General features: G+C 63.1%; 25 protein-coding genes, 1 tRNA gene and 1 pseudogene. 19 read left to right on the forward strand and 8 right to left on the reverse strand.

Annotated features, from left to right (window positions below):
* Positions 1-22: 22 nt before the first annotated feature.
* From ribH to AC1RQ5_RS15550, 9 genes are all read left to right on the forward strand, one after another.
* Positions 23-514 (forward strand): 6,7-dimethyl-8-ribityllumazine synthase, encoded by a 492-nt coding sequence (ribH, locus tag AC1RQ5_RS15510; RefSeq protein ID WP_493200108.1) that lies wholly within the window; start codon positions 23-25, stop codon positions 512-514.
* 3 nt (positions 515-517) lie between these two features.
* Positions 518-1009, forward strand: coding sequence for a transcription antitermination factor NusB (gene nusB / locus AC1RQ5_RS15515; protein ID WP_398478738.1), 492 nt, complete (start codon positions 518-520; stop codon positions 1007-1009).
* Positions 1010-1146: 137 nt separating this feature from the next.
* The gene (gene thiL, locus AC1RQ5_RS15520; RefSeq protein ID WP_493200109.1) at positions 1147-2109 is read left to right on the forward strand and encodes a thiamine-phosphate kinase; all 963 of its coding nucleotides are present in this window, start codon (positions 1147-1149) and stop codon (positions 2107-2109) included.
* A gap of 427 nt (positions 2110-2536) precedes the next feature.
* Positions 2537-4657: a sodium-translocating pyrophosphatase gene (locus AC1RQ5_RS15525; protein ID WP_493200111.1), complete on the forward strand. Its 2121-nt coding sequence runs from the start codon at positions 2537-2539 to the stop codon at positions 4655-4657.
* A gap of 359 nt (positions 4658-5016) precedes the next feature.
* Positions 5017-5307 (forward strand): hypothetical protein, encoded by a 291-nt coding sequence (locus AC1RQ5_RS15530; RefSeq protein ID WP_398478731.1) that lies wholly within the window; start codon positions 5017-5019, stop codon positions 5305-5307.
* A 126-nt stretch (positions 5308-5433) separates the two neighbouring features.
* Positions 5434-6258, forward strand: a complete 825-nt coding sequence (locus AC1RQ5_RS15535) for an arylamine N-acetyltransferase family protein (RefSeq protein WP_493200113.1) — start codon at positions 5434-5436, stop codon at positions 6256-6258.
* 107 nt (positions 6259-6365) lie between these two features.
* Positions 6366-6521, forward strand: a complete 156-nt coding sequence (locus AC1RQ5_RS15540; protein ID WP_398478727.1) for a hypothetical protein — start codon at positions 6366-6368, stop codon at positions 6519-6521.
* Between the two features lie 80 nt (positions 6522-6601).
* Positions 6602-6844, forward strand: coding sequence for a DUF2171 domain-containing protein (locus AC1RQ5_RS15545; protein ID WP_398478725.1), 243 nt, complete (start codon positions 6602-6604; stop codon positions 6842-6844).
* A 30-nt stretch (positions 6845-6874) separates the two neighbouring features.
* Entirely contained in the window at positions 6875-7060 is a 186-nt protein-coding gene (locus AC1RQ5_RS15550) for a hypothetical protein (protein WP_493200115.1), read from the forward strand.
* A gap of 5 nt (positions 7061-7065) precedes the next feature.
* Here the strand turns inward: AC1RQ5_RS15550 and AC1RQ5_RS15555 are convergent, their stop codons facing one another.
* The gene (locus AC1RQ5_RS15555) at positions 7066-8073 is read right to left on the reverse strand and encodes a Bug family tripartite tricarboxylate transporter substrate binding protein (RefSeq protein ID WP_493200116.1); all 1008 of its coding nucleotides are present in this window, start codon (positions 8071-8073) and stop codon (positions 7066-7068) included.
* A gap of 269 nt (positions 8074-8342) precedes the next feature.
* Positions 8343-8813 (reverse strand): outer membrane protein assembly factor BamE, encoded by a 471-nt coding sequence (locus AC1RQ5_RS15560; RefSeq protein WP_398478719.1) that lies wholly within the window; start codon positions 8811-8813, stop codon positions 8343-8345.
* Positions 8814-8937: 124 nt separating this feature from the next.
* Here AC1RQ5_RS15560 and AC1RQ5_RS15565 point away from each other — a divergent pair, with 124 nt between their 5' ends.
* From AC1RQ5_RS15565 to AC1RQ5_RS15600, 8 genes and pseudogenes are all read left to right on the forward strand, one after another.
* Positions 8938-9480, forward strand: coding sequence for a ubiquinol-cytochrome C chaperone family protein (locus AC1RQ5_RS15565; RefSeq protein ID WP_398478717.1), 543 nt, complete (start codon positions 8938-8940; stop codon positions 9478-9480).
* Positions 9477-10082 carry a YceD family protein gene (locus AC1RQ5_RS15570; RefSeq protein ID WP_493200119.1) on the forward strand — a complete coding sequence of 202 codons (606 nt, stop codon included), beginning with the start codon at positions 9477-9479 and terminating at the stop codon, positions 10080-10082. The genes AC1RQ5_RS15565 and AC1RQ5_RS15570 overlap by 4 nt, the downstream gene beginning before the upstream one ends.
* A gap of 208 nt (positions 10083-10290) precedes the next feature.
* Complete coding sequence (plsX, locus tag AC1RQ5_RS15575; protein WP_398478713.1) at positions 10291-11352, forward strand: phosphate acyltransferase PlsX; 1062 nt, start codon at positions 10291-10293, stop codon at positions 11350-11352.
* Entirely contained in the window at positions 11349-12320 is a 972-nt protein-coding gene (locus AC1RQ5_RS15580) for a beta-ketoacyl-ACP synthase III (protein ID WP_493200121.1), read from the forward strand. Before plsX ends, AC1RQ5_RS15580 begins: the two co-directional genes overlap by 4 nt.
* A 136-nt stretch (positions 12321-12456) precedes the next feature.
* Entirely contained in the window at positions 12457-12792 is a 336-nt protein-coding gene (locus tag AC1RQ5_RS15585; protein WP_398478709.1) for an integration host factor subunit alpha, read from the forward strand.
* Positions 12793-12888: 96 nt separating this feature from the next.
* A pseudogene (locus tag AC1RQ5_RS15590) lies at positions 12889-13159 on the forward strand (MerR family transcriptional regulator); the annotation flags it as partial.
* A 786-nt stretch (positions 13160-13945) separates the two neighbouring features.
* Positions 13946-14095: a hypothetical protein gene (locus tag AC1RQ5_RS15595; protein ID WP_493200123.1), complete on the forward strand. Its 150-nt coding sequence runs from the start codon at positions 13946-13948 to the stop codon at positions 14093-14095.
* 111 nt (positions 14096-14206) lie between these two features.
* Positions 14207-14284 (forward strand) — tRNA-Pro (locus AC1RQ5_RS15600).
* Between the two features lie 74 nt (positions 14285-14358).
* On the opposite strand, the gene AC1RQ5_RS15605 is transcribed toward AC1RQ5_RS15600, so the two are convergent.
* Both AC1RQ5_RS15605 and AC1RQ5_RS15610 read right to left on the reverse strand, forming a co-directional pair.
* Positions 14359-14646 carry a hypothetical protein gene (locus AC1RQ5_RS15605; protein WP_493200125.1) on the reverse strand — a complete coding sequence of 96 codons (288 nt, stop codon included), beginning with the start codon at positions 14644-14646 and terminating at the stop codon, positions 14359-14361.
* A gap of 257 nt (positions 14647-14903) precedes the next feature.
* The gene (locus AC1RQ5_RS15610; protein WP_493200126.1) at positions 14904-15071 is read right to left on the reverse strand and encodes a hypothetical protein; all 168 of its coding nucleotides are present in this window, start codon (positions 15069-15071) and stop codon (positions 14904-14906) included.
* Positions 15072-15209: 138 nt separating this feature from the next.
* Here AC1RQ5_RS15610 and AC1RQ5_RS15615 point away from each other — a divergent pair, with 138 nt between their 5' ends.
* Positions 15210-15464 carry a hypothetical protein gene (locus tag AC1RQ5_RS15615; RefSeq protein ID WP_398478703.1) on the forward strand — a complete coding sequence of 85 codons (255 nt, stop codon included), beginning with the start codon at positions 15210-15212 and terminating at the stop codon, positions 15462-15464.
* A gap of 72 nt (positions 15465-15536) precedes the next feature.
* On the opposite strand, the gene AC1RQ5_RS15620 is transcribed toward AC1RQ5_RS15615, so the two are convergent.
* From AC1RQ5_RS15620 to AC1RQ5_RS15635, 4 genes are all read right to left on the reverse strand, one after another.
* Positions 15537-16469 carry a glycosyltransferase family 2 protein gene (locus AC1RQ5_RS15620; protein ID WP_493200128.1) on the reverse strand — a complete coding sequence of 311 codons (933 nt, stop codon included), beginning with the start codon at positions 16467-16469 and terminating at the stop codon, positions 15537-15539.
* Positions 16466-17740 carry an O-antigen ligase family protein gene (locus AC1RQ5_RS15625; protein ID WP_493200130.1) on the reverse strand — a complete coding sequence of 425 codons (1275 nt, stop codon included), beginning with the start codon at positions 17738-17740 and terminating at the stop codon, positions 16466-16468. Before AC1RQ5_RS15625 ends, AC1RQ5_RS15620 begins: the two co-directional genes overlap by 4 nt.
* 169 nt (positions 17741-17909) lie before the next feature.
* Positions 17910-19448, reverse strand: coding sequence for an undecaprenyl-phosphate glucose phosphotransferase (locus AC1RQ5_RS15630; protein ID WP_398478697.1), 1539 nt, complete (start codon positions 19446-19448; stop codon positions 17910-17912).
* A 108-nt stretch (positions 19449-19556) separates the two neighbouring features.
* The gene (locus tag AC1RQ5_RS15635; protein WP_493200132.1) at positions 19557-20687 is read right to left on the reverse strand and encodes a glycosyltransferase family 4 protein; all 1131 of its coding nucleotides are present in this window, start codon (positions 20685-20687) and stop codon (positions 19557-19559) included.
* A 229-nt stretch (positions 20688-20916) separates the two neighbouring features.
* Here AC1RQ5_RS15635 and AC1RQ5_RS15640 point away from each other — a divergent pair, with 229 nt between their 5' ends.
* Positions 20917-23301, forward strand: a complete 2385-nt coding sequence (locus AC1RQ5_RS15640; protein WP_398478692.1) for a GumC family protein — start codon at positions 20917-20919, stop codon at positions 23299-23301.
* The last annotated feature ends 27 nt before the right edge of the window (positions 23302-23328 follow it).

The raw sequence follows: 23328 nt of genomic DNA on the forward strand, positions 1-23328 counted from the left end.
CTGATATTTCGATTGGAAGACGATGGCCGACCCGCGACGTGCCCCCCTGAAGGACCAGACCGACATCACCGGCGCCCGTGCGCTGATCGTCGAGGCCCGGTTCTATGACGATATCCAGGACGCCATGCTGGAGGCCGCGATCGCGGAACTGAAGGCCGCGGGCGTGTCTCATGATGTCCTGACCGTGCCCGGCGCGCTGGAGATCCCGGCGGCCATCGCCATTGCGGTGGATTCTGCCGCGAAAAACGGCAAGCCTTATGACTGTGCGATCGCGCTCGGCTGCGTGGTGCGCGGCGATACCATCCATTTCGAGATCGTCTCGATGGAATCCTCGCGCGCGCTGATGGATTATTCCGTGACCGCCCGGTTCCCGCTCGGCAATGGCATCATCACGGTGAACACCGAGGAGCAGGCCTGGGCCCGCGCCAAGGCGTCCGAGCTGAACAAGGGCGGCGATGCCGCGCGCGCCGCGCTCGCAATGCTGCGCATCAAGCGCCGCCTGGCGAAGGCGTAAGCGATGGGCGAGTTCAAGAAACCGGAACCCAAAGGCGAGCGCAAGGCCAACCGCCGCGGCGCCGCCCGTCTCGCCGCCGTGCAGGCGCTCTACCAGATGGATGTCGGCGGCACCGGCATCAATGAAGTGCTGGCCGAGTTCGAGAGCTTCTGGATCGGCAGCGAGGTCGAGGGCGAACAGTATCTGCCGGCCGAGGGCGCGTTCTTCCGCGATGTCGTGTCGGGCGTGCTGCGCGACCAGAAGGAGCTGGATCCGCTGATCGACGACGTGCTGTCGCGCGGCTGGCCGCTGGCCCGTGTCGAGGCGATCCTGCGCGCGGTGATGCGGGCAGGGGCCTATGAGCTGCAGCATCGCAAGGACATTCCGGGTCGGGTGATCGTGTCGGAATATGTGGACGTCGCGCATGCCTTCGTGGAGCGCGACGAGACCGGCATGGTGAATGCCGTGCTGGACCAGATCGGGCGACAGTATCGACCGGACGAGTTTACGCGCTGATTGTCTCTGGTTGTCATCACCCGCGAAAGCGGGTGATCCAGTAGACACCGCCGCTTGTTGATAGAACCGCATCGTCGCCGTTTACTGGATCGCCCGGTCAAGCCGGGCGATGACAGATGGAGTGAGAGGCGACACCGATGGCATCCGGCGAAGACACGCTCATCTCCCGCTATTTCGCGCCGCTCGCCACCGATCCCGGTGCGTTCGGCCTGCGCGATGATGCCGCCGTGCTGAAAGCCGCCGGTGAAGACATCGTCGTCAATACCGACGCCATCGTCGAAGGCGTGCATTTCCTGCCCGACGATCCCCCGGACACCATCGCCCGCAAGGCGCTGCGCACCAATCTCTCCGATCTCGCCGCCAAGGGCGCCGTTCCCGCCGGCTTCGTGCTGACGCTGGCGTTGAAGGTGCAGGACGAAGCCTGGCTGGCGGAATTCGCGCGCGGGCTTGGCGAGGACATCGCCGAATTCGACTGCCCGCTGCTCGGTGGCGACACCGTGTCCACGCCGGGGCCGCTGATGATCTCCGTCACTGCTTTCGGCCTTGTACCGGAGGGGCGGATCGTGCGGCGGGCGGGCGCGCAGGTGGGCGACCTGATCGTGGTCACCGGCAGCATCGGCGATGCAGCATTGGGACTCGCGGTGCTGCAGGGGCGGCTGGCGTCGTCGAATGAGGACCCGCTGATCGAGCGCTATCGCGTGCCGCAGCCGCGCTGCGCGCTGGCGCGTGCGGTGCGGGATCATGCAAGCGCATCGATGGATGTCTCGGACGGGCTGGCCGGCGATCTCGCCAAATTATGCGCGGTGTCGGGTGTTAGCGCGGTGGTCGAGACGGCGATGCTGCCACTGTCGGCACCGGCCGGCGCGCTGCTGGACGCGGGCATGATCGGCTATGAGGCGCTGGTGGCGGGCGGCGACGACTACGAAATTCTCTGCACCATGCCTGAGGCGCGGCTGGCGTCCTTCATGGCGCAGGCGGACCAGGCGGGTGTGGCTGCTGCGGTGATTGGCGAGATCGTCGCGGGTGAGGGGCCGCCGCGTTTTGTCGATGCCGAGGGTGGTGAGATCGTCTTGAAGCGGCATTCCTACAGTCACTTTTAAAGCGCGATGGTTGCCGCGAACTAACCTCTCCCCGCATCTTGCGCGGGGAGAGGTCGCCGCGTCTTCGCGGCGGGTGAGGGGCCGGGCACGCGAGAAGTGTCAAGCCAGATATCAGTCGTTCGACAGATTCGATGGTGCAGGCGGGTGGAGAGCTCGTGCCATGCCCCTCACCCGATCCGGCTTCGCTGCGCTCCGCCGGCTCGACCTCTCCCCGCAAAAGGGCGGGGAGAGGTTATCGAGCGTCGCTGCATCTCCCCTACATCCCCTCCAAATTAGCAGCCTTCTTCCATCCGCGGACGTTGCACGCCGATACCGGATTTGACATGCTTCCTGTTACGAGAGGCCGTCCTCACGTACTCAGGACAGGCCTCCGATCATATGCGCCACCATAACAAGGCGCCGGGCAGGAAGGACTGAGGCAGATTCCATGACAGCATTGTGGGTGATCGTGCTCTGCGGGGCACTGTCGATCGTTTACGCGATCTGGGCGACAAGTTCGGTGTTGAAGGCGGATGCCGGAAATGCGCGAATGCAGGAAATCGCAGCGGCGGTGCGCGAAGGCGCGCAGGCCTATCTGCGGCGGCAATATCTCACCATCGGCATCGTCGGCGTCGTGATCTTCGTGCTGCTGGCTTACTTCCTCGGCATGCTCGTGGCCGTGGGCTTCCTGATCGGCGCAGTGCTGTCGGGCGCGGCCGGTTTCATCGGCATGAATGTCTCGGTGCGCGCAAACGTCCGCACCGCGCAGGCGGCGACCAGTTCGCTGGCCGGCGGCCTCGAACTCGCCTTCAAGGCGGGTGCCATCACCGGCATGCTGGTGGCGGGCCTCGCACTGCTCGGCGTCACCATCTACTTCATGATCCTCACCCAGAGCCTCGGCCACGCCGCCAACAGCCGTATCGTGATCGATGCGCTGGTGGCGCTCGGCTTCGGCGCCTCGCTGATCTCGATCTTCGCCCGTCTCGGCGGCGGCATCTTCACCAAGGGCGCCGATGTCGGCGGCGATCTCGTCGGCAAGGTGGAAGCGGGCATTCCGGAAGACGATCCGCGCAACCCTGCGACCATCGCCGACAATGTGGGCGACAATGTCGGCGACTGCGCCGGCATGGCGGCCGACCTGTTCGAGACCTATGCGGTGACCGCGGTCGCCACCATGGTGCTCGCGGCGATCTTCTTTGCGACATCGCCGCTGCTGGTGAACATGATGACGCTGCCGCTTGCCATCGGCGGCATCTGCATCATCACCTCGATCATCGGCACTTTCTTCGTCAAGCTCGGTGCCAGCCAGTCCATCATGGGCGCGCTGTATAAGGGCCTGATCGCGACGGGGGTTCTGTCGCTGTTCGGCCTCGCTTTCGCGATCCACTGGCTGGTCGGCTTCGGGCCGCTGGCGGGCGCGAAATACACCGGCTTTGCGCTGTTCGAATGCGGCGTGGTCGGTCTGGTCGTCACCGGCCTGATCATCTGGATCACCGAATACTACACCGGCACCGACTATCGGCCGGTGAAGTCCATCGCGCAGTCCTCGGTCACCGGTCACGGCACCAATGTGATCCAGGGCCTCGCGATCTCGATGGAGTCAACCGCGGGCCCCGCCATCGTCATCATCGCCGGCATCCTCGTCACCTATAGCCTCGCCGGCCTGTTCGGCATTGCGATCGCCACCACCACCATGCTCGCGCTCGCCGGCATGATCGTGGCGCTCGATGCCTTCGGTCCCGTCACCGACAATGCCGGCGGTATTGCCGAAATGGCGGGCCTGCCGAAGGAAGTGCGCAAAGCCACCGACGCGCTCGACGCCGTTGGCAACACCACCAAGGCGGTCACCAAGGGCTATGCGATCGGCTCGGCCGGTCTCGGCGCACTGGTGCTGTTCGCGGCCTATAATGAAGACCTCAAATTCTTCATCGCCAATGCCGCGAAGTATCCGTACTTCAAGGACGTGCTGCCGGACTTCTCGCTGAACAATCCCTATGTGGTGGTCGGCCTGCTGTTCGGCGGCCTGTTGCCATACCTGTTCGGCGCGATGGGCATGACGGCGGTGGGCCGCGCGGCCGGCGCCATCGTCGAGGAAGTGCGGCGCCAGTTCCGCGAGAAGCCGGGCATCATGCAGGGCACCGACAAGCCGGATTACGGCCGGGCGGTGGACCTGCTGACGCGCGCGGCGATCAAGGAAATGATCATTCCGTCGCTGCTCCCGGTGCTGTCGCCGATCGTGGTCTACTTCTTGATCTATGTGATTGCGGGCGGTGGTGCGGCCGGCAAGTCGGCGGCGTTCTCGGCCGTTGGCGCCATGCTGCTCGGTGTCATCGTCACCGGTCTGTTCGTGGCCATCTCGATGACCTCGGGCGGCGGTGCCTGGGACAATGCCAAGAAGTATATCGAGGACGGCCATTTCGGCGGCAAGGGCTCGGATGCCCATAAGGCAGCCGTGACCGGCGACACCGTCGGCGATCCCTACAAGGACACGGCGGGACCCGCGGTGAATCCGATGATCAAGATCACCAACATCGTGGCGCTCTTGCTGTTGGCGATCTTGGCGCATTGATCTGTGGAAGAACGGCGGATGAGCGAAGCGTCATCCGCCGTTCTTCGCCACATGCGCTCGGCCGGCGGATGACGCCTTCGGCTCATCCGCCCTACTGGACGAGCGTTACGACCGACGCAAAGGTCCCGCGGTGAGAGCCGCGGGATTTTTGATGGGTTTCGCTACGCTCTACCCATCCTACGGCATCTTGCTATGCTGATGGCCCGGCGCTCCCTCATAGGTCCACTCGCATGATCCGAAGCTCAATCCCAACGGCACTTTTCTTGTGTTTCGTGACTTGCGTCGCTCCGGCTGCCGCCGCCGAAAAATGCCCTATCAGCGATGACGCCGCTGCCAAAGCGGGCGGCTTGGCCAATGCCGTGACCGCCGCCGTCAAAACCGAGTTCAGCTGCGAAGGCGCGTTTCGCGTCCTCGATCTCTGCCAGCTCGGCTCCACCGCGGACAATGCGCTGTCCGACATGGTGCTGGCGAAATGCGAACCGCGTTTCCTGCCCAAGGCGCAGCCTGCGACAAGGGCCGCCTATGAGAAGGCGCGGGCGAAATGCAGTAAAATCGCCGCAAAGGACGGCACCATGTATCAGGGGCAGGCGGCGGTTTGCCTCGCGCGCACCGGGCGCGATTTTGCGCGGAAGTACGGGACGAAATCGTAGGATGGGTTGAGCGCAGGCGCGTCGCGCCGGAGCGATACCCATCACCACGCGCTCCGGCGTTTGTGGTGATGGGTATCGCTCCGCTCAACCCATCCTACGGCCGTGGGCCTGGATTGGAATCGACCAATGACCGATGTTCTGCAGCTGGATCGCTATTTCGAGCGGATCGGATTCAGCGGAAAAGCTGCGCCCGACCTTGCGACGCTGACGGCGATCCATGCGGCGCATGTCAATGCGATCCCGTTCGAGGGCATCAATCCGTTGTTGCGGCGTCCGGTCGATCTCGACCTCGCATCCCTGCAGCGCAAGCTCGTGGAGTCGCGGCGCGGCGGCTATTGTTACGAACACAATGCGGTGCTCCGGACTGCGCTGGAAATCATCGGCTTCAAGGTGACCGGCCTCGGTGGGCGCGTGCGCTGGAATGCGCCGCCGGACAGCCCGCTCGGGCCGAAGACGCATATGTTGCTGAAGGTCGATCTGCCCGATGGGCCTTATCTCGCCGATGTCGGTTTCGGCGCCTGCGTGCTCGATGCGCCGCTGCGGCTCGCCACCGATATCGAGCAGTCCACGGCGATGGGCACGTACAAGCTGACGGAGACGGATGGACGGTTGTGGCTGGCCGCCAAGCGGGCAGGTGGCTGGCGGACCATGTATGTGTTCGATCTCATCCCGCAGTTGCCGTCGGACTATGAACTCGGCAACTGGTACACATCGACCAATCCAGCCGTGCCGTTCCCGACCACGCTGGTGTTGGAGCGCGTCACCGGCGATCGCCGGTTCAAGCTGGTCAATCGCCATCTCATCGTCGAGGCGCGTGATGGCGAGCAGGTCTCGACGCGGACGCTGGAGAGTGCCGGGGAGTTGCGGCAGGTTCTCGGCGAGACGTTCAACGTCGCATCGCCGGTGCCGGTCGAGGAATTGTGGGCGATTATCAATCGCGTGCAGGCGTAGGGCGGATAAGGCGTAGCCGTCATCCGCCGCGGAGCTTGCAGCGCGCGTTGCGGCGGATTACGCCTTCGGCTTATCCGCCCTACGATCGACCACCGCGAGAGCCAACAATGTCCCTGTCATCCGCCAAGAACTACGCCCTGCGCGCCGCCAAATCGCAGGACCAGAAGGAAGCCACCGAGCTGCTGTCCAAGGCGATCATGGAATTGACGCTGGCGATCGAGGCGCAGGAGGCCAAGATCAAGAAGATCAACAAAGGCGGCTGATCCCGCTGCGCTCACGGCCTTGCGAGTGAACCAAATCCGGTTCCAGCCGTTCAGTGTTCCCACCATCAAAGGAACATGACATGAGCGCGCTCAGCAAAATCAAAGAACATATGGAAGTCATCGGCGCCGACGGCGTGCATGTGGGGACCGTGGACAAGGTCGAGGGCAACCGCATCAAGCTGACCAAGAAGGACTCAGGCGAAGGTCATCACAAGGGACATCACCATTTTATCGATGGTGGGCTCGTGGCCGATATCGAAGGCGACAAGGTGCGCCTGTCGGCCAATGGCGCGGTGGCATTCTCGCTGGAAGAAGAGAAATAAGCCGTTCAGAATTCCAGCCGGGAGGCGGGCGTGGCGGTCTGCGAATTCTGCGAGCGCGAGATTCCCGGCGGCGCAGGCGTCTGCCATCACTGCGGGCGCTTGCAGGCGTCGCCTGCTGAACGGCGCCTGACGATGATCAAAACGGCCACCGCCATTGTATTGGCGATGGCCGTCTTTCTGTTGTGGGGGAAGTTCGTCGGCTTCACGCCAGGCTGATGCGCCTACTTCACTTCCATCTGCAGGCCTTCCTTATCGATGATGCCCTTGAATTTCAGGGCCTCGGCTTCGATGAAGGTCTGGTATTGCGCGGGCGAGCCGTAGTCGGGCACGGCGCCCATGGCCGCGATGCTCTTCTTGGCGGCGTCGGTGGCGAGCAGAACCTTGATCTGCTCGTTGAGGGCGGTCACGGCCTCGGTCGGTGTGCTCTTCGGATAGAACGCGCCGAACCAGGTCGAGACATCGAAATTCGCGAGTTCAGGCACGCCGGTCTCGCGCATCGACGGCACATTCGGGCACTGCGCATTCCGTTCGGGTGTCGTCACCGCGAGCGCGTTGAGCTTGCCGTCGAGCACCTGCGGCAGCGACGGATAGAGATTGTCGCACAGGATCTGCACGTCGCCGGCCAATGCCGCCTGCAGGGCCGGACCTGCGCCACGGAACGGGACGTGCTGCATCTTGAGGCCTGTGAGCTGCAGCCACCATGCGCCGGTGAGATGCGGGCTCTGGCCGACGCCGGATGACGCGTAGTTCAGCTTGTCCGGATTGGCCTTGATATAGGCGATCAGCTCCGGGATCGTCTTGATCCCCACGCTCGGATGCGCGCACATGATGTTGGGCAGCTTGATCATGTTGGAGACCGGCTGCAACTGGTCGATCTTGTAGGGCAGGTTCTTGAAGATGCTGTAGGCGATGGCATTCGGGCCGGGATTGCCGATCAGGATGGTGTGACCATCGCCCTTGAGGCGCGCGACTTCGGCAACGCCGATGGTGCCGCCGCCGCCCGAACGATTTTCCACCACGACGGACTGGCCCCACACCGGCTGCAGATGCGCGGCGAGCATGCGGCCCATCACGTCGGTGGATCCGCCGGCCGCAGCAGGCACGATCACACGAACGGTTTCGGTGGGCTTCCATTCGCCGGCACCAAGGCTTGCGCGCGGCAGGATCGCAGCCGTTGAAAGTGCGGCAGCACCGGTGAGTATGCGGCGGCGCGTAACCAGTTTGGTCATCACATTTCCTCTCTTGGATTTATTACTTTGGCTCTTAGCGAAAACCGTAGTCAGAGCTGTGACGGCAGACAAGACGCGTTGTCGCTGCGAACAACAAAAAGCCCCGCAGCTTGTGCTGCGGGGCTTTTTGAATTTCGTAGGGCGGATTAGCCACCGGGTCGCGCGAAGCTCGCCCGATGATAAACTCCGCGTCATCCGCCGCGGAGTTTCCGTTGTGAACTCGGCCGGCGGATGACGGCTTCGCCTAATCCGCCCTACGGCCGCAGTTGTTAGCGGAAGCTCACCAACCGGAACAGCGGTGCGAGATAGCTCATCTCCGAGCCCGAGGTCGGCGTGGTGCGGCTGATGAAGTCGAAAATCTTGCCGTCCTGCAGACCATAATTGGCAAGACGCGTAACCCTGCGATTCTTGTCGAAATAAATGGCAATGACACGCTGGTCGGTGACACTTTGCTGCATGAAGGCGACGGGGCGTTCGGCGCGCTGCGAGATGTAGTAGAACACTTCACCGTTCAGCGTGGCGACCGTGGACGGGGTGCCCATCACGATCAGCACCTGATCCTGGCTGGCGCCGATCGGGATCTGCTCCAGCGCGCCGGGAGGCAGGATGTAGCCCTTCTGGAATTGCTCGGCGCAGGCGCCCAGCGACAGGCAGACGGCGGCAACGGCCACGGCTGAGCGGACCCGGCGCCAGTTCAGGCGCGATCCGCGGATGGCAGTGCTCAGGCTCGAATTGATCATCGTGGAGGAAATCCCCATCCTCTAGGCGCTTCCGGGGCTCTTGCATCCCGGAAGGCGTTGACGTACCGGGCAGAACCCTCGAATGCAACATGCGCGTGCCCGACCGGCCCGCAAGGAACCCGTCATGATCTGGCCGTTCAGTCGATTCAGGAAGTCCCCGGCGCGATTGCGCGGCACCATTGAAGCGATCTATGGCATGATCGTGGCGCAGGCGAGAGAACCGTTGTTTTACCGTGATTTAGCAGCTCCCGACACGGTCGATGGGCGTTTCGATATGTTGCTGGTCCAGCTCTGGCTGGTGCTGCGGCGGCTGGATCCCAGGAGCGAACTGGCGCAGGGGCTTTTTGACAAGTTCTGCGACGACATGGACGACAATCTGCGTGAACTCGGCACCAGCGACATGAAGGTGCCCAGGAAGATGCGGGACTTCGGCAGCGCCTTCTATGGTCGCACCAAGGCCTACGATGTGGCTCTGGCCGAGGGCGGCGAGGCGCTGGCAGCGGCGCTGTCGAAGAATATCTATAATGGCCGCGATCTCGATCAGGCCCGGCAGCTCGCAGCTTACGTGGAAGCGGCCGATCATCATTTCGCCGGGCTCGATCCGGCGACATTCACCTCCGGCGCGTGGCGGTTTCCGTCGCCCGCGGCAACTTTGGTAACGACATGAGCAAATCCGATCGCGGCCAGAAGCCATCGCAGCTTCCGCCGTCGCAACTCCCGCCGCCGCCCTGGAGCGTGCCGGTCCCGGTGACCGAAATCCCGGATACGGGACTGTACCAGACCATCGAGGCGCGGCCGGAGCAGCGCAAGGCGATGGCCGAACTCGGCGGTGTGCCGGATATCGCGGCTGTGAAGGCCGAGTTGCGGCTGCTGCCGGTCAAGGGTGGCACGGTGCATGTCACCGGCCGGGTGACGGGCAAGGTGACCCAGATCTGCGTGGTGTCGCTCGATCCGTTCGAGAACGAGATCGATGAGGACGTGGATGTGGTGTTCGCGCCGCCCTCGCAGATTCGCGAGCTGGCCGATTCGGCCGACGAGGACGACGGCGAGAGCGATGACGACCGGCCGGATCCACCGGAGCCGATCGAGAACGGGGCGATCGACATCGGCAAACTGGTGACGGATGCGCTGTTTCTGGGTCTCGATCCCTATCCGCGCAAGCCGGATGCGGTGTTCGAGGACCAGGTCGAGGCGCCGAATCCCGACGAACACCCGTTTGCGGCGCTGAAGGCGCTGCAGGACGCACCTGCGAAGCCGAAAAAGGGGTGATCCGAGGCGCCCGGCTCCGATTCTCGCCCGGTTCCACCCCTGCGGCTGGCGCGGGAAAACGCCCGGTCAAGGTGTTGTGTCAAATGGCGGAAACGCTATTGTCGCGCGCCGTAAAGGGGTACATGCCATAGCTTTACTGCCGCCGGTCGCGGCAGTTCGTCGGCGGCCATGTGGATGATGCCGCTCAAGACAGGTTTCCAGGACGTACATGGCTAAAAAGGTTCGCATCGCGCTCGACGCCATGGGCGGTGACTTCGGCCCATCGGTGGTCATCCCCGGCGCGGCGATTTCGCTGACCCGGCACCCCGACAGCGAATTCGTGCTGGTCGGCGACAGCGCCAAGATCGAGGCCGAGCTGGCCAACCACCCGGCACTGAAAAAGGTGTCGAAGGTGATCCATTCCGACGTCGCGGTGTCCATGCATGACAAGCCGAGCCAGGCACTGCGCCGCGGCCGCAAGGTGTCGTCCATGTGGATGGCGATCGATGCCGTGAAGCAGGGAGAGGCCGATGTGGCCGTCTCCGCCGGCAATACCGGTGCGCTGATGGCGATGGCGCGGTTCTGCCTGCGCACGCTGCCGGGGATCGATCGCCCGGCGATCGCCGCGGTGTGGCCGACCATGCGCGGCGACAGCATCGTGCTCGATCTCGGCGCCACCATCGGCGGCGATGCGCATCACCTCAAATCGCTGGCGATCATGGGCAGCGCCATGGCGCGGGTGATGTTCGATCTCGAGCGTCCGACCGTGGGCCTGCTCAATATCGGCGTCGAGGAAGTGAAGGGCGGCGAGGAAATCCGCGAGGCAGCCGAGCTGTTGCGCGCCGCCGATCTGCCGCAACTCAAATTCATCGGCTTCGTCGAAGGCGACGGCATCGGCAAGGGCGACGCCGATGTCATCGTGACCGAGGGCTTTTCCGGCAATATCGCACTGAAGGCCGCCGAAGGCACCGCGCGCCAGATCGCCGAATATCTGCGCGGCGCCATGAGCCGCACCTGGCGCTCCAAGATCGGTTATCTATTCGCCAAGAACGCCTTCAAGGCGCTGCGCGACAAGATGGATCCGTCGAAATCCAATGGCGGCGTGTTTCTCGGCCTCAAGGGCATCGTGGTGAAGAGCCATGGCGGCACCGATGCCGATGGCTTCGCTTATGCGGTGGATGTCGCCTATGACATGGTCCGCTACGACCTTCTCAACAAGATCAATGAAACGCTCGACCGCGATCATGGTGCTGTCTCTGCGCCCGCGGCCGCGCAGGAGGCTGTCTCGTGATACGTTCGGTCGTGCTCGGCTGCGGCTCCTATCTGCCGGAGCGCATTCTCACCAATGCTGAACTGGCCCAGAAGGTCGATACGTCGGACGAGTGGATCGTCCAGCGCACCGGCATCCAGCAGCGCCACATTGCGGCCGAAGGCGAGTTCACCTCGCATCTCGCCATCAAGGCAGCACAGGCGGCGCTGAAGAATGCCGGCATCGACGCGCAGTCGATCGACCTGATCGTGCTCGCCACCTCGACACCGGACAATACGTTTCCCGCGACAGCTGTGGCCGTGCAGAACGCGCTCGGCATTACGCACGGCGCAGCATTCGACCTGCAGGCCGTGTGTTCCGGCTTCATCTTTGCGCTGACCACCGCCGACAGCCTGCTGCGCACCGGCGCCGGCAAGCGTGCGCTGGTGATCGGTGCCGAAACCTTTTCGCGAATCCTCGACTGGACCGACCGCGGCACCTGCGTGCTGTTCGGCGACGGCGCCGGCGCCGTGGTGCTCGAAGCACAGGACGGGGCAGGGACGACCGCCGATCGCGGCGTGCTCACCACGCATCTGCGCTCCGACGGCCGGCACAAGGAAAAGCTGTTCGTCGATGGCGGCCCGTCCTCGACGCAGACCGTGGGTTATCTGCGCATGGAAGGCCGCGAGGTCTTCAAGCATGCGGTCGGCATGATCACCGACGTGATCGTCGATGCTTTCGCTGCGACCGGTGCGAATGCGGACAGCATCGACTGGTTCGTGCCGCATCAGGCCAACAAGCGCATTATCGATGCGTCCGCGCATAAATTGCATATTGCGCCGCAGAAGGTGGTGCTCACGGTGGATCGCCATGGCAACACCTCGGCGGCGTCGATCCCGCTGGCACTATCTGTTGCGGTCAATGACGGGCGCATCAAGAAAGGTGACCTGGTATTGCTCGAAGCCATGGGCGGCGGTTTCACCTGGGGCTCGGCGCTTGTCCGCTGGTGATGGTGGCAAAACCACAACATCTCAAATTGTCTCGACTTTCCATGCGCTTGCAACGCCCTGCGGTGTTGACCCCGTCCCGTTAACCTCCTAGTTTCCGTGACGAATTTCGGTTCGCCGAGAAGTTTTTGGGGCTGGCATGACGGGCACGGGAAAAACAGTCACACGCGTCGATCTGTGCGAGGCGGTCTATCAAAAGGTAGGCTTGTCGCGCACGGAGTCATCGGCGTTTGTTGAACTTGTTCTGAAAGAGATCACGGATTGTCTGGAAAAGGGTGAGACAGTGAAACTGTCCTCGTTCGGCTCCTTCATGGTGCGTAGTAAAGGCGAGCGCATCGGACGCAATCCGAAGACGGGCACGGAAGTACCGATCTCGCCGCGGCGGGTGATGGTGTTCAAGCCGTCGGCGATCCTGAAACAGCGGATCAACGGCAATGTCGATGCCGTCGGTAACGGCAAAGACCACGACGAGTAGACCTTGATTTGACGCGTTTTCTTCACGCGAACCGGTTTCCACTTCGCTTGAAAACGCTTTGATATAGCAACGGGATGAACCACAGGAATCCTGCACTTGGATAAAGCGCCGGATGCGTTTCGGACCATCAGCGAGGTCGCCGACGACCTCGATATTCCGCAGCATGTGCTGCGGTTCTGGGAAACGCGGTTCACTCAAATCAAACCGATGAAGCGATCCGGCGGCCGGCGATATTATCGCCCGGACGACGTCGATCTGCTGCGCGGCATCCGTCGGTTGCTGTATGGCGAGGGCTACACGATCCGCGGTGTGCAGCGGATTCTCAAAGAGAACGGCATCAAGGCGGTGCAGGGGCTGGTGGACGAAGAGGCCACGCCGGCCTTCGCACCCGTGCCTGCACGCGGGGTAGAGCCACGGATGACGTCGGCGGCCCCGCTGATGACGCGACCGGCGGCGAAGGCGCCGGTGGTCGAGGACGAGCCGGACGAAGAGGCTGAGGCCGAACTCGAAGATGAGCTCGAGGACGAGGAAACGGCCGACGAGGACTCCGGGGACGCCGAGGAGGAGGAGTCTGACGAGGACGATTCCGAAGAGGGCGACGAGGAGGAATCCGACGACGAGGACGCGGACGAAGACGAGTCCGAGGACGACGAGTCTGAAGAGGAAGGCGCCGAAGAAGAGGAGGTGGCAGAACCAGTCGCCGCCCGCAAGGCGCCTGACGTCGTGGCGCGCCGCGAGCCCGATCTGCGTCCGCCGACCGGGGCCGCGCCGGAGGTGCGCACCGATCCCGCGCTACGCGCTGCGCCGCGCGTTGAACCGCGTCTGCAGCAGGCCATCGGCCGCACAGATCCGGCGTCCATGAGCCGTGCCAATCCGATGCCGGCGGTTCGTGCGAATCCCGCTCCGCCGCAACCGCGCTTGAATCCCGAGCCATCGCCGCAACCGCGTCCGGAGGTTCGCTCGCTCGACCGCGAAAGGCTGGAATTGGTGCTCGAGGATCTGCTCGCAGCCCGCCGCGCGCTCGATGCGGCGATGAAGGATGGCGGCGGTTGACCCGACGCCCGCTGACAGCGGCATGCAAGCTAACAGGCGAGGAACTTAGCTGAGGGTCGTTCAGTTGTATCGAGCAGATAACCTGATCCGAGGTGGTGACATGACCCATTGGCATTCGGCTGCTGGTGCCCATGATTTCCAGCATAAAGAGATCCAGCACGAAGATGACGTCGGCTACTATGGCGGATGGACCATCAGTGGCCTGGCTGTCCTGGCTACAATTGGCGCCGTATGGCTCATCGGGATGTAGCCTGATCGGCATCAACGAACCGGGTGTTGCGCAGCCAATGTTCCCTAATGGCTCAAAACGACCTTGCTTGTCGGGGCGAATATCCCTAATCAATCAGCGCCGTCAGGCATTCGGAGCGTAGCGCAGCCCGGTTAGCGCACTAGTCTGGGAGACTAGGGGTCGGAGGTTCGAATCCTCTCGCTCCGACCATTAAATCATTGAAAATGCTTGATAAGCGACAAAAAGACCCGGATTGCTCCGGGCCTTTTGTCGTCTTGCGGCTATCAATAATAGCCGTAGCTGCGGTAATAGCGCGGGCCGCCGCCGTAATAGCCGTAGCGCGGGCCATCATAATAACGGGGACCGCCGTAATAGCGCGGACCACCGTAATAGCCCGGTCCCGGACCATAGGCATATGCGCCACTGGCTGCGGCACCGGCCACCAGGGCGCCGGCTGCGAGGCCGAGGCCGATGGCGGCGCCGCGACCACCACGTGCTTCTGCAGGCTTGGTGGTGATGGTTGCAGCGCCCAGCGCTGCGACGGTGGCGAGAGCGATTGCCATTCTCTTCATGTTGCTTCTCCTTGTTCTCGGGACGGCAACGTGTGGCTTCGCGCATCGTTCATGCCGCAGGGGCAATGCAGCCATATGGAACCAGGCGGGGAACCAGAACAAAAATGACCCGGAACCGAAAGCTCCGAGCCATTTCCACGCAGACGTACATCCGGCCTGCGTTAACCTGATAACCACTGTGAGTCGTGATCGTTAATGCGACGTTAGCGTCAGCATAAGAATGTGTGATGACGTGCGCACGTCAGTTTTGTGCGCGATCAGCCCGAAGGCCCTTCGACCTCATCATTGTCCTTGTCGGGAAGCATGCCGCTGCCCGGCGTCTTGTGGTGGTCGGTGAGTTCGGGCTTGTCGTGAGGGCCGGCCGGCGAGACTTCCTCGTCCGGCTTGGACTTGTCGTGATCGCGCTTCGTTTTGGGATCGGTCATGCGGTGAAAACGCCCGTCGCAACATGACGTTCCCATTCGATCCGAGGCGATGCCATTTGGCGTCATATGCTTTGAATCAAATCGGAACCTTTAGATCACCTTCGACTTGTCCCCGCAGATTTCACAGGAAGGGACACAATGATCAAGAAATTGGCTCTGCTGGCAGCTGCCGGCCTTCTCTATATCGGCACTCCGGCGGCTCCGGCTGCAGCTCAGGGCATCAATGTCCAGATCGGCGGCGGTGGTTATCATGGTGGCCATCGCGGCTATCATCGCGGCCCCGGCTATCATCGTGGTCCCGGCTATCGCCACAGCCGCGCCTATTACGGCCCGCGTCACGGTCATCGCCATGGCTATCATGGCGGCCGCACCAAGACGATCATCGTTCGCTAAAGCGGACGACATTTAACGGCAACAGCCTCGCGCAAGCGGGGCTGTTTTCGTTTGAGCAATGGGTTGAGTGGATCAGTGCCCGATCCAGGGCTCGGCAAGATAGCGCAGCAGTTTCGCTTCGCGCCGGCCGCGCGACACGGTGTCGAGAATGAGACCGGAGAACATCGAGATCACCGCGACCAGCATGATGCCGGTGGACAGGATCGCGGTGGGAAAGCGTGGCACCAGGCCTTCTTCCACATAAGTGAGGAAGAGCGGGATCGACAGGATCACCGACATCGATGCCAGCGTGATCGCGATGGTGGTGAAGAAGCGCAGCGGCTTCTCCGATCGATAGAGTTTCAGGATGGTGCCGAGAATACGGAAGCCATCGCGCCAGGTGTTGAGCTTGCTGTGCGATCCGGCTGGCCGCGAGAAATAGGGCGTCTGCATTTCCGCGACGGGGATCGAGAGTTCGAGCGCGTGCACGCTGAGCTCGGTCTCGATCTCGAAGCCGTCGGACAGTACGGGGATGGTCTTGACGAAACGGCGCGAGAACACGCGATAGCCGGACAGGATATCCTCGAAGCCGCGGCCGAAGGTGTCGGCAAGAAAGCGTGTCAGCAGGAAATTCCCGGTGCGGTGACCTGGGCGATAGGCCGCCGTATCCTGGTCGACGCGCTGGGCGACCACCATGTCGAGGCGTTCATCGATCAGCTTGGCGATCATGGCTGGCGCGCTGGCGGCATCATAGGTCGCGTCGCCATCCACCATCACATAGATGTCGGCATCAACGTCGGCGAACATGCGGCGCACCACATGGCCCTTGCCCTGATGCCGTTCGCTGCGGACCTGGGCGCCTGCAGCGCTGGCGATGGCCACCGTGTCGTCGGAGGAGTTGTTGTCATAGACATAGACCTCGGCCATCGGCAGTGCGGCACGGAAATCATGCACGACCTGAGCGATGGCGGCGGCCTCGTTGAAACAGGGGACGAGCACGGCGATGCGGATGCTGGCTTCCGTCATCGTGCGGGCAGTCCTTCTGTATGAGTTGTAAATTCATCGGCGTGGCGCGCTGTCGCCATATAGCGCTGGGTGGCGACGAACAGGCCCCACATCAGGCCGAGCATCAGCCAGAAATGACGCCAGTGATCGGTGTCGATGATGAAGGCCTCGCCGACCGTGCCGAGATAGGCGGAGAACACTGCGAGATAAGGCCGCTGCCACGGCGTCCGCACGAAGATGTAGCGAAAGCCGATCAGGGCGGTGGTGAAGACCAGCGCCGGATACACCACGCCGGAAATCCAGCCGCCGGACATGAAGGCGTTGAGATAGGAATTATGCGTGTCTTCGGGGAAGAACTTGTTGAATTGCAGCGGGCCGATGCCGAGCGGCAGATCGAGCGCCATCTGTGCGCCCAGCAAATGACGGCCGAAACGGCCGAAGCGGCCTTCGTCGTATTTCTGGTCGAAGCTTGCGCGCTGCTGGAACATGTCGCGGATGAAATCGAATTGCAGCAGGATCATCAGCACCAGCGCCAATGCGACGATGGCGGCGATCGCCATGAGGACGATGCGCGAGCGCTGCCGATTGGTCTGGCTGGTCAGCATCATCAATAGCAGCATGAAGGCGGCGGTGAGGGCAAGCAGCCCCCAGGCCGCGCGCGAGAAGGCGAGCAGCAGCGCCAGCGTGATGATGCCGAGCAGGATGGCCGAGCGCAGCGAGCGGCCAAAGCCGTCGCTGACGACGCTTTGCAGGCAGAACAAGGCCGGCAGCACCAGGAAGGCGCCGAACACGTTGGGGTCCTTGAAGGTGCCGGCGGCGCGGCCATAGAGCGTGAAGAGTTCACCGGGCGTCAGGCGCAGATAGCCGGCGATGCCGGCCAGCGATGCGATCACGGCACCTGCGATCAGGCCGGAGCGCAGATAATGCAGCCGCGCGGCGGTGTCTTCGGAAACGACGAGGGCGATGAAGATCGCGGTGACCGCCATGTACCAGGAGGTCAGGATCCAATAGACGATCGGTTGCTGGTCGAGCAGTGGCAAAGCGCAGATCGTGTAGCCGAGATTGACGGCGAACAGCAGCAGCGCCAGTGGCATGAAAGCGAGCCGCATGCGCAGGCCGGTGGCGGCGAACACCACGACCGAGGTCAGCGCGAAGATTTCATAAGGGCTGGGCTCGATGAAGACGATGGCCCCGCCCATGCCCATCAGCCACAGCAGCCCGTGCTGAAGCGTCACGACGGCCGGGGCCGTCGGCGCTGCATAAGCGTAATCGCTGGACGCGTGCATGGTCATGCGGCGATGTTAGCGGGGGCGGGTGAATGAGTGGTGTAGGCGGATATGTCGTCCCCGCGCAGGCGGGGACCCATAGCCTCAGGAGAAATGGCGACGCGCAATCGGAGAGGGCAAATTTCTTGCTAGGCCGACGGTGGTTATGGGTCCCCGCCTGCGCGGGGACGACGCCTCAATACGCGTTCTCGTTCTTGGTCAGCATCGAGATCGGCGTCCGGAACAGGATATAGGCGTCGAACAGCACCGACCAGTTCTCGATGTAATACAGATCGAACTCGACGCGCTTCTGGATCTTCTCTTCGCTGTCGACTTCGCCGCGCCAGCCATTGACCTGGGCCCAGCCGGTGATGCCCGGCTTGACGCGGTGGCGGGCGAAATAGCCGTCCACGGCTTCGTCCAGCAACTGGCTCTGCAGCTTTTGTTGCACTGCATGCGGACGGGGACCGACCAGAGAGAGATTGCCCTTGAACACCACATTGAACAGCTGCGGCAGCTCGTCGATGCTGGATTTGCGGATGAAGCGACCGACACGGGTGACGCGCTTGTCACCCTTGGTCACCACGGTCTTGGCCAGCGGATCGGCCTGATCGTGATAGAGCGAGCGAAACTTGAAGACATCGATGCGCTCATTGTTGAAGCCAAAACGCTTCTGCCGGAACAGCACCGGGCCGGGGCTGTCGAGCTTGATGGCCAGCGCCACGAGCGCCATGAAGGGCAGCGCGCAGAGCAGCGCGAGGCCGCCGACCACATGGTCGAACAGCCATTTCATCACCAGGTCCCAGTCGGTGATCGGTGCCTCGAACACGTCAAGGGTCGGCACCTTGCCGAGATAGGAATAGGAGCGGGGTCGGAAGCGCAGCTTGTTGGTATGCGCGGACAGGCGGATATCCACCGGCAGCACCCACAGCTTCTTTAGCATTTCAAGGATGCGCGTCTCGGCCGAGATCGGCAATGCGAACAGCACGAGATCGACGCGGGTGCGGCGGGCGAATTCGATGATGTCGTCGATCTTGCCGAGTTTCGGCGCGCCGGAAATCGTGTCCATCGAGCGCTTGTCGTTGCGGTCGTCAAAGACGCCGAGGATCTGGATGTCGGAATCCTCCTGCGACTGCAGCTCCCGGATCAGCTGCTCGCCATTGACATCGGCGCCGACGATCACGGTACGGCGCGCAAGGCGACCCTGCTGCGCCCAGCGAACGATGAGCGCGCGCAGCACGGTGCGTTGCGCGATCAGCGCGATGAGACCGACAATGAAGAATGACGACAGCCAGACGCGCGACACCGCGTCGCCGAACTTGGCAAAGAACAGCACGCCGATGAACAGCAGGAACACGAAGGCCCAGGCCGACACCATGCGGGTCAGCTGCTTCACACGGCCACGAAACATCTGCAGATGATAGATATCGGCGGCCTGAAAGCACGCAACCGCGACGGCGGACAATGCGATGATGCCTGCGAGATATTCCCAGGAGAAGCCGGCGGCGCGCACCACATAGGAAAAATAGAGTACGGTGCCGACAAGGCTGAGCATCACGAAATCGACCGCGCGAACGACGCCGGTGATGACCACCGGCGAATAGGCGGAGCGGACTTTCTGTTCGACGAGGGCGAGTGCTTCTGGCGTGAGCCGGCGGCGGCGTTCGAACTGGCGCGGCGCGGATGCGTCGGTCGCAGCAGCGTCGATCATTGAGCGTGCGTTGATCGGATCCAAAGCGAATTTCCCGTTATTGCGAGGCAAGCGACGGCGGTGCGTCGAGCCTACTCCTTTTCCGCTGAATTAGCGGATAAATCGGAAGAATTCGTTACAAGTTAATGAGAGTTAATGCTTCGCAAACGCTTCGCGGTAGCCGGCGACGACGCCTTCCACCATGGCATCCTGCGAGAAGTGCTGCTGGATGCGTTCGCGTAGTATCATGGCACGCGCACGCGTGCCGTTGAGATCACCGAGTGCTGTTTTGATCGCCTCGGCCATGGCGCCGGCATTGCTCGGCGCAAACAATGCATCGGTGTGCGGACCGAAGATTTCCGGGATGCCGCCGACATTGGCGGCGATCATCGGCACGCCGGCAGCACCGGCTTCGATCACCACATAGGGCATGCTGTCGCCGCGCGACGGCACCACCAGCAGGCGCCCCTTGGAGAAGCCGAAACGCGGCTTCACATGGCCGATGAAGCGCACGGCGCCGCCGAGGCCGAGGCGCTCGATCTGTGCTTTCAGCGCATGGGTCTCTTCGCCGTCGCCGCCGAGGGTGAGGGTGACGGCATGGCCATCGGCGCGGAGCCGCGCGACCGCATCGACCAGAAGGTCTGCGCCCTTGATGCGGCGGAATTCGCCGACATAGCAGATGTCGGTGGCGTCCTCGGCGAGTTCGACCGGCTCGAATTCGCCGGCGGTCACGCCATTGAACACGCATTTCACGAGGCCCGACGGCGTGCCGATCATGCGCTGATAGGTGTCGCGCGCAAAGGCGCTCTCGAACAGGAAGAGCTCGGTGCGGTTCATCAGCGCGCGTTCGAGGCGGCTGTAGAAGGCACCCTTGGGCGTATTCTGCGGATAATGCAGCGAGCCGCCATGGGGCGTGTAGATGCGGATGGTGCCTTTTGCATGGCCCTTGAGGCGCACGAAGGCGCCGGCCTTGGCGCCGTGACCATGCAGCACATCGGGCTTCAGCGTGCGAACGAGATTCTTGAATTTGAACCAGACCGTGATGTCTGTCGGATCGGGCTCGCGCTTGATGGGCAGGCGATGGATGCCGAGCGTCATGCGCGGAGCGATCTCGGCCAATGCGGCGTCGGCGCGCTCGCCGCCGGTCAGGCTGTCGGCGAGAATTCCGACCTGATGGCCGCGATCGGCCTGGCCATTGGCGACATCGATGATGTGACGGAAGATGCCACCGACAGGCGCGCGCACGGCGTGCAGGATTCGGAGTGGCTTATCCGTGGCATACATGCGTGAGACCAGCATTCGGGAAGGGCGCGAGGCCCCTGGACCGGAAATTCCTGAAGCAATTAACTTCAATAAGCGCCATCGCCGTTAACAAAGCGTGAGGCTGCGGGATTCGCTCAGCCCGAGTCCTGCGCGCAGGTCGGTCAACCTGCGCGATTAACCGGCCGGCAACCTTAATCGCATTTAATCGATTCCGTTGAGTAGGCGCTGTGGCGTTCTGTAGGGGTATACGATGCGTTGGCCGTTTGGGCGTGCAAAGAAGAGTGATGCGTCGGTTGATCAGGCCATCAAGGCTCCCGTCGCAGAAAAGCCCGTCTCGCCGCTGAAGTCGGCGTTCAGCTCCAGACCAAAAGAATCGATCGTCGAAGAGCGCGTGACATCGTCCACGCCGCCGCAGCTTGGTGATCTCGATCTCGGTGCCCTCGGCCGCGCGCTGCTGCGCAAGCGGATGTGGGTGATTGTGCCGACACTGGTGGCCGCCGTCGGCTCCATCGTTCTCGTCAATCTCATCACGCCCCGTTACAAGTCGGAATCCCGCATCCTCATCGATGGCCGTGAAAACATCTTCCTGCGGCCGAATGGCGAGCGCAGCGAAGAGCGCCTGTCGCTCGACCCCGAGGCTGTGGCCAGCCAGGTGCAGCTGGTGCTGTCGCGCGATCTTGCGCGCGAGGTGATCAAGAAGAACAAGCTCGCCGAGCGGCCGGAATTCGATCCCGTGCTGAAGGGCGCGCAGCCGTGGAAGTCGCTGCTGGCGCTGATCGGTGCGGCGCGCGATCCGTTCTCGATGACGCCGGAAGAGCGCGTGCTGGATTCCTATTATGAGCGGTTGACTGCCTTCGCGGTGGACAAGTCGCGCGTGATCGTCGTGGAATTCCAGTCGGCCGATCCCGATCTTGCGGCGCGCGTCGCCAATTCCATCGCCGATGGCTATCTCGTGATGCAGCAGAGCGCACGGCAGCAGCAGGCCAAGGCGGCCGGGCAGTGGCTGTCGGGCGAAATCGATGATCTCCGCAAGAAGGTCAATGATGCGGAATCGCGTGCCGAGGAATTTCGTTCGAAATCGAGCCTGTTCATCGGCACCAACAACACGTCGCTGTCCAACCAGCAGCTCGGCGAGATCAACAGCCAGCTGGGCAATGCGCGGGCCTTGAAATCGGATGCGGAATCCAGATCGCGGCTGATCAAGGAGATGCTGCAGACCGGCAAGCCGATCGAGTTCTCGGAAGTGCTGAATTCGGATCTGATCCGCCGCCTGTCCGAACAGCGCGTGACGCTGCGTGCGCAACTGGCCGAGCAGTCATCGACCTTGCTCGATGCCCATCCGCGTATCAAGGAGCTGCGGGCGCAGCTCGGCGATCTCGACAAGCAGCTGCGTGATGAGGCGGCCAAATTGTCGCGTTCGTTCGAGAACGATGCGCGCGTCGCGGCCGGCCGTGTCGATGGACTCACCAACAGCCTCGAACAACTGAAGCGCCAGGCGTCGAGCAGCAATGGCCAGGACGTGCAGCTGCGTGCGCTCGAGCGCGAAGCCAAGGCACAGCGCGACCTGCTGGAATCCTATCTCGCCAAATATCGCGAGGCGACCACGCGTGAAAATATTGATGGCGCGCCGACCGACGGCCGCATCATCTCGCGCGCCATCGTCTCCAACACCCCGGCCTATCCGAAGAAGCTGCCGATCGTGCTGATCGCCACGCTGGCCACGCTGATCCTCACCGCGGGCAGCATCGTCACCGGCGAATTGCTGCGCATGACGGCGCCGCAAGGGCCGGTGTCAGGTACCACGCGGGTGACGCAGGCATCGCGCCGTGTCGAGCCGGACGTGCAGCCCCATGCGGAGCCTGTCATGCCGCAGATGCCGGCGCCATCGGCGACGATCGTGCCTGAGCCCGCACCTGTCGCGGCACCTGCACCTGTTGCTGCGACGCCGACCATCGTGCCGGAGCCGGAAGCTGCGTTGGTGCAGTCGCCGCTGCGGGATCATCATCCCGAACTCGCCGCCGGTGTGACGGAGATCGAGCAGCTCGCCCGCGATATTCGTGCCGCTGGACCTGCCGCGCGCAAGATCACTGTGCTCGGCACCGGCCATAATGACAGCATTTCGCTCACCGCATTGACGCTGGCGCGCATCCTGGCGCGTGACGCCAAGGTCGTGTTGGTGGATCTGTCGGTGTCGTCACCGACCTTGAAGGCGGTGTCGAACGATCCGTCGGCGCCGGGTCTTGCGGATCTGATGCTGGGCGAAGCCTCGTTCGGCCAGGTGATCACAAAGGACCGGATGTCGGGGCTGCATATGGTCTTGGCCGGTCGTGCCAGCGCGGATCGTACGTTGCTGCAGTCACCGCGCCTGACCATGGCGCTGGATGCGCTGCTGCGGGTCTATGATCATGTGCTGCTCGATGCCGGCACCGCTGCTGATCTGCCGGCCGGCATGCTGACCGCGCAGGCCCGCGCCATCGTGGTGCCGGAAGCGGGCATGGGGATGGAAGCGCGGGCGCGCATGGCGGAGGAGCTGAGGGCTGTGGGCTTCGGCGATGTCCGCATGCTGCGTTCGGTGGCGGAAGCACCGAATGGCGACGAGCCGAACGGGCATGGGCCGCGCGTGGTGGCGGCTTAATGCATTTGTAGGATGGGTTGAGCGCAG

The organism is Tardiphaga sp. GW821-FHT12E02 (assembly GCF_058807155.1).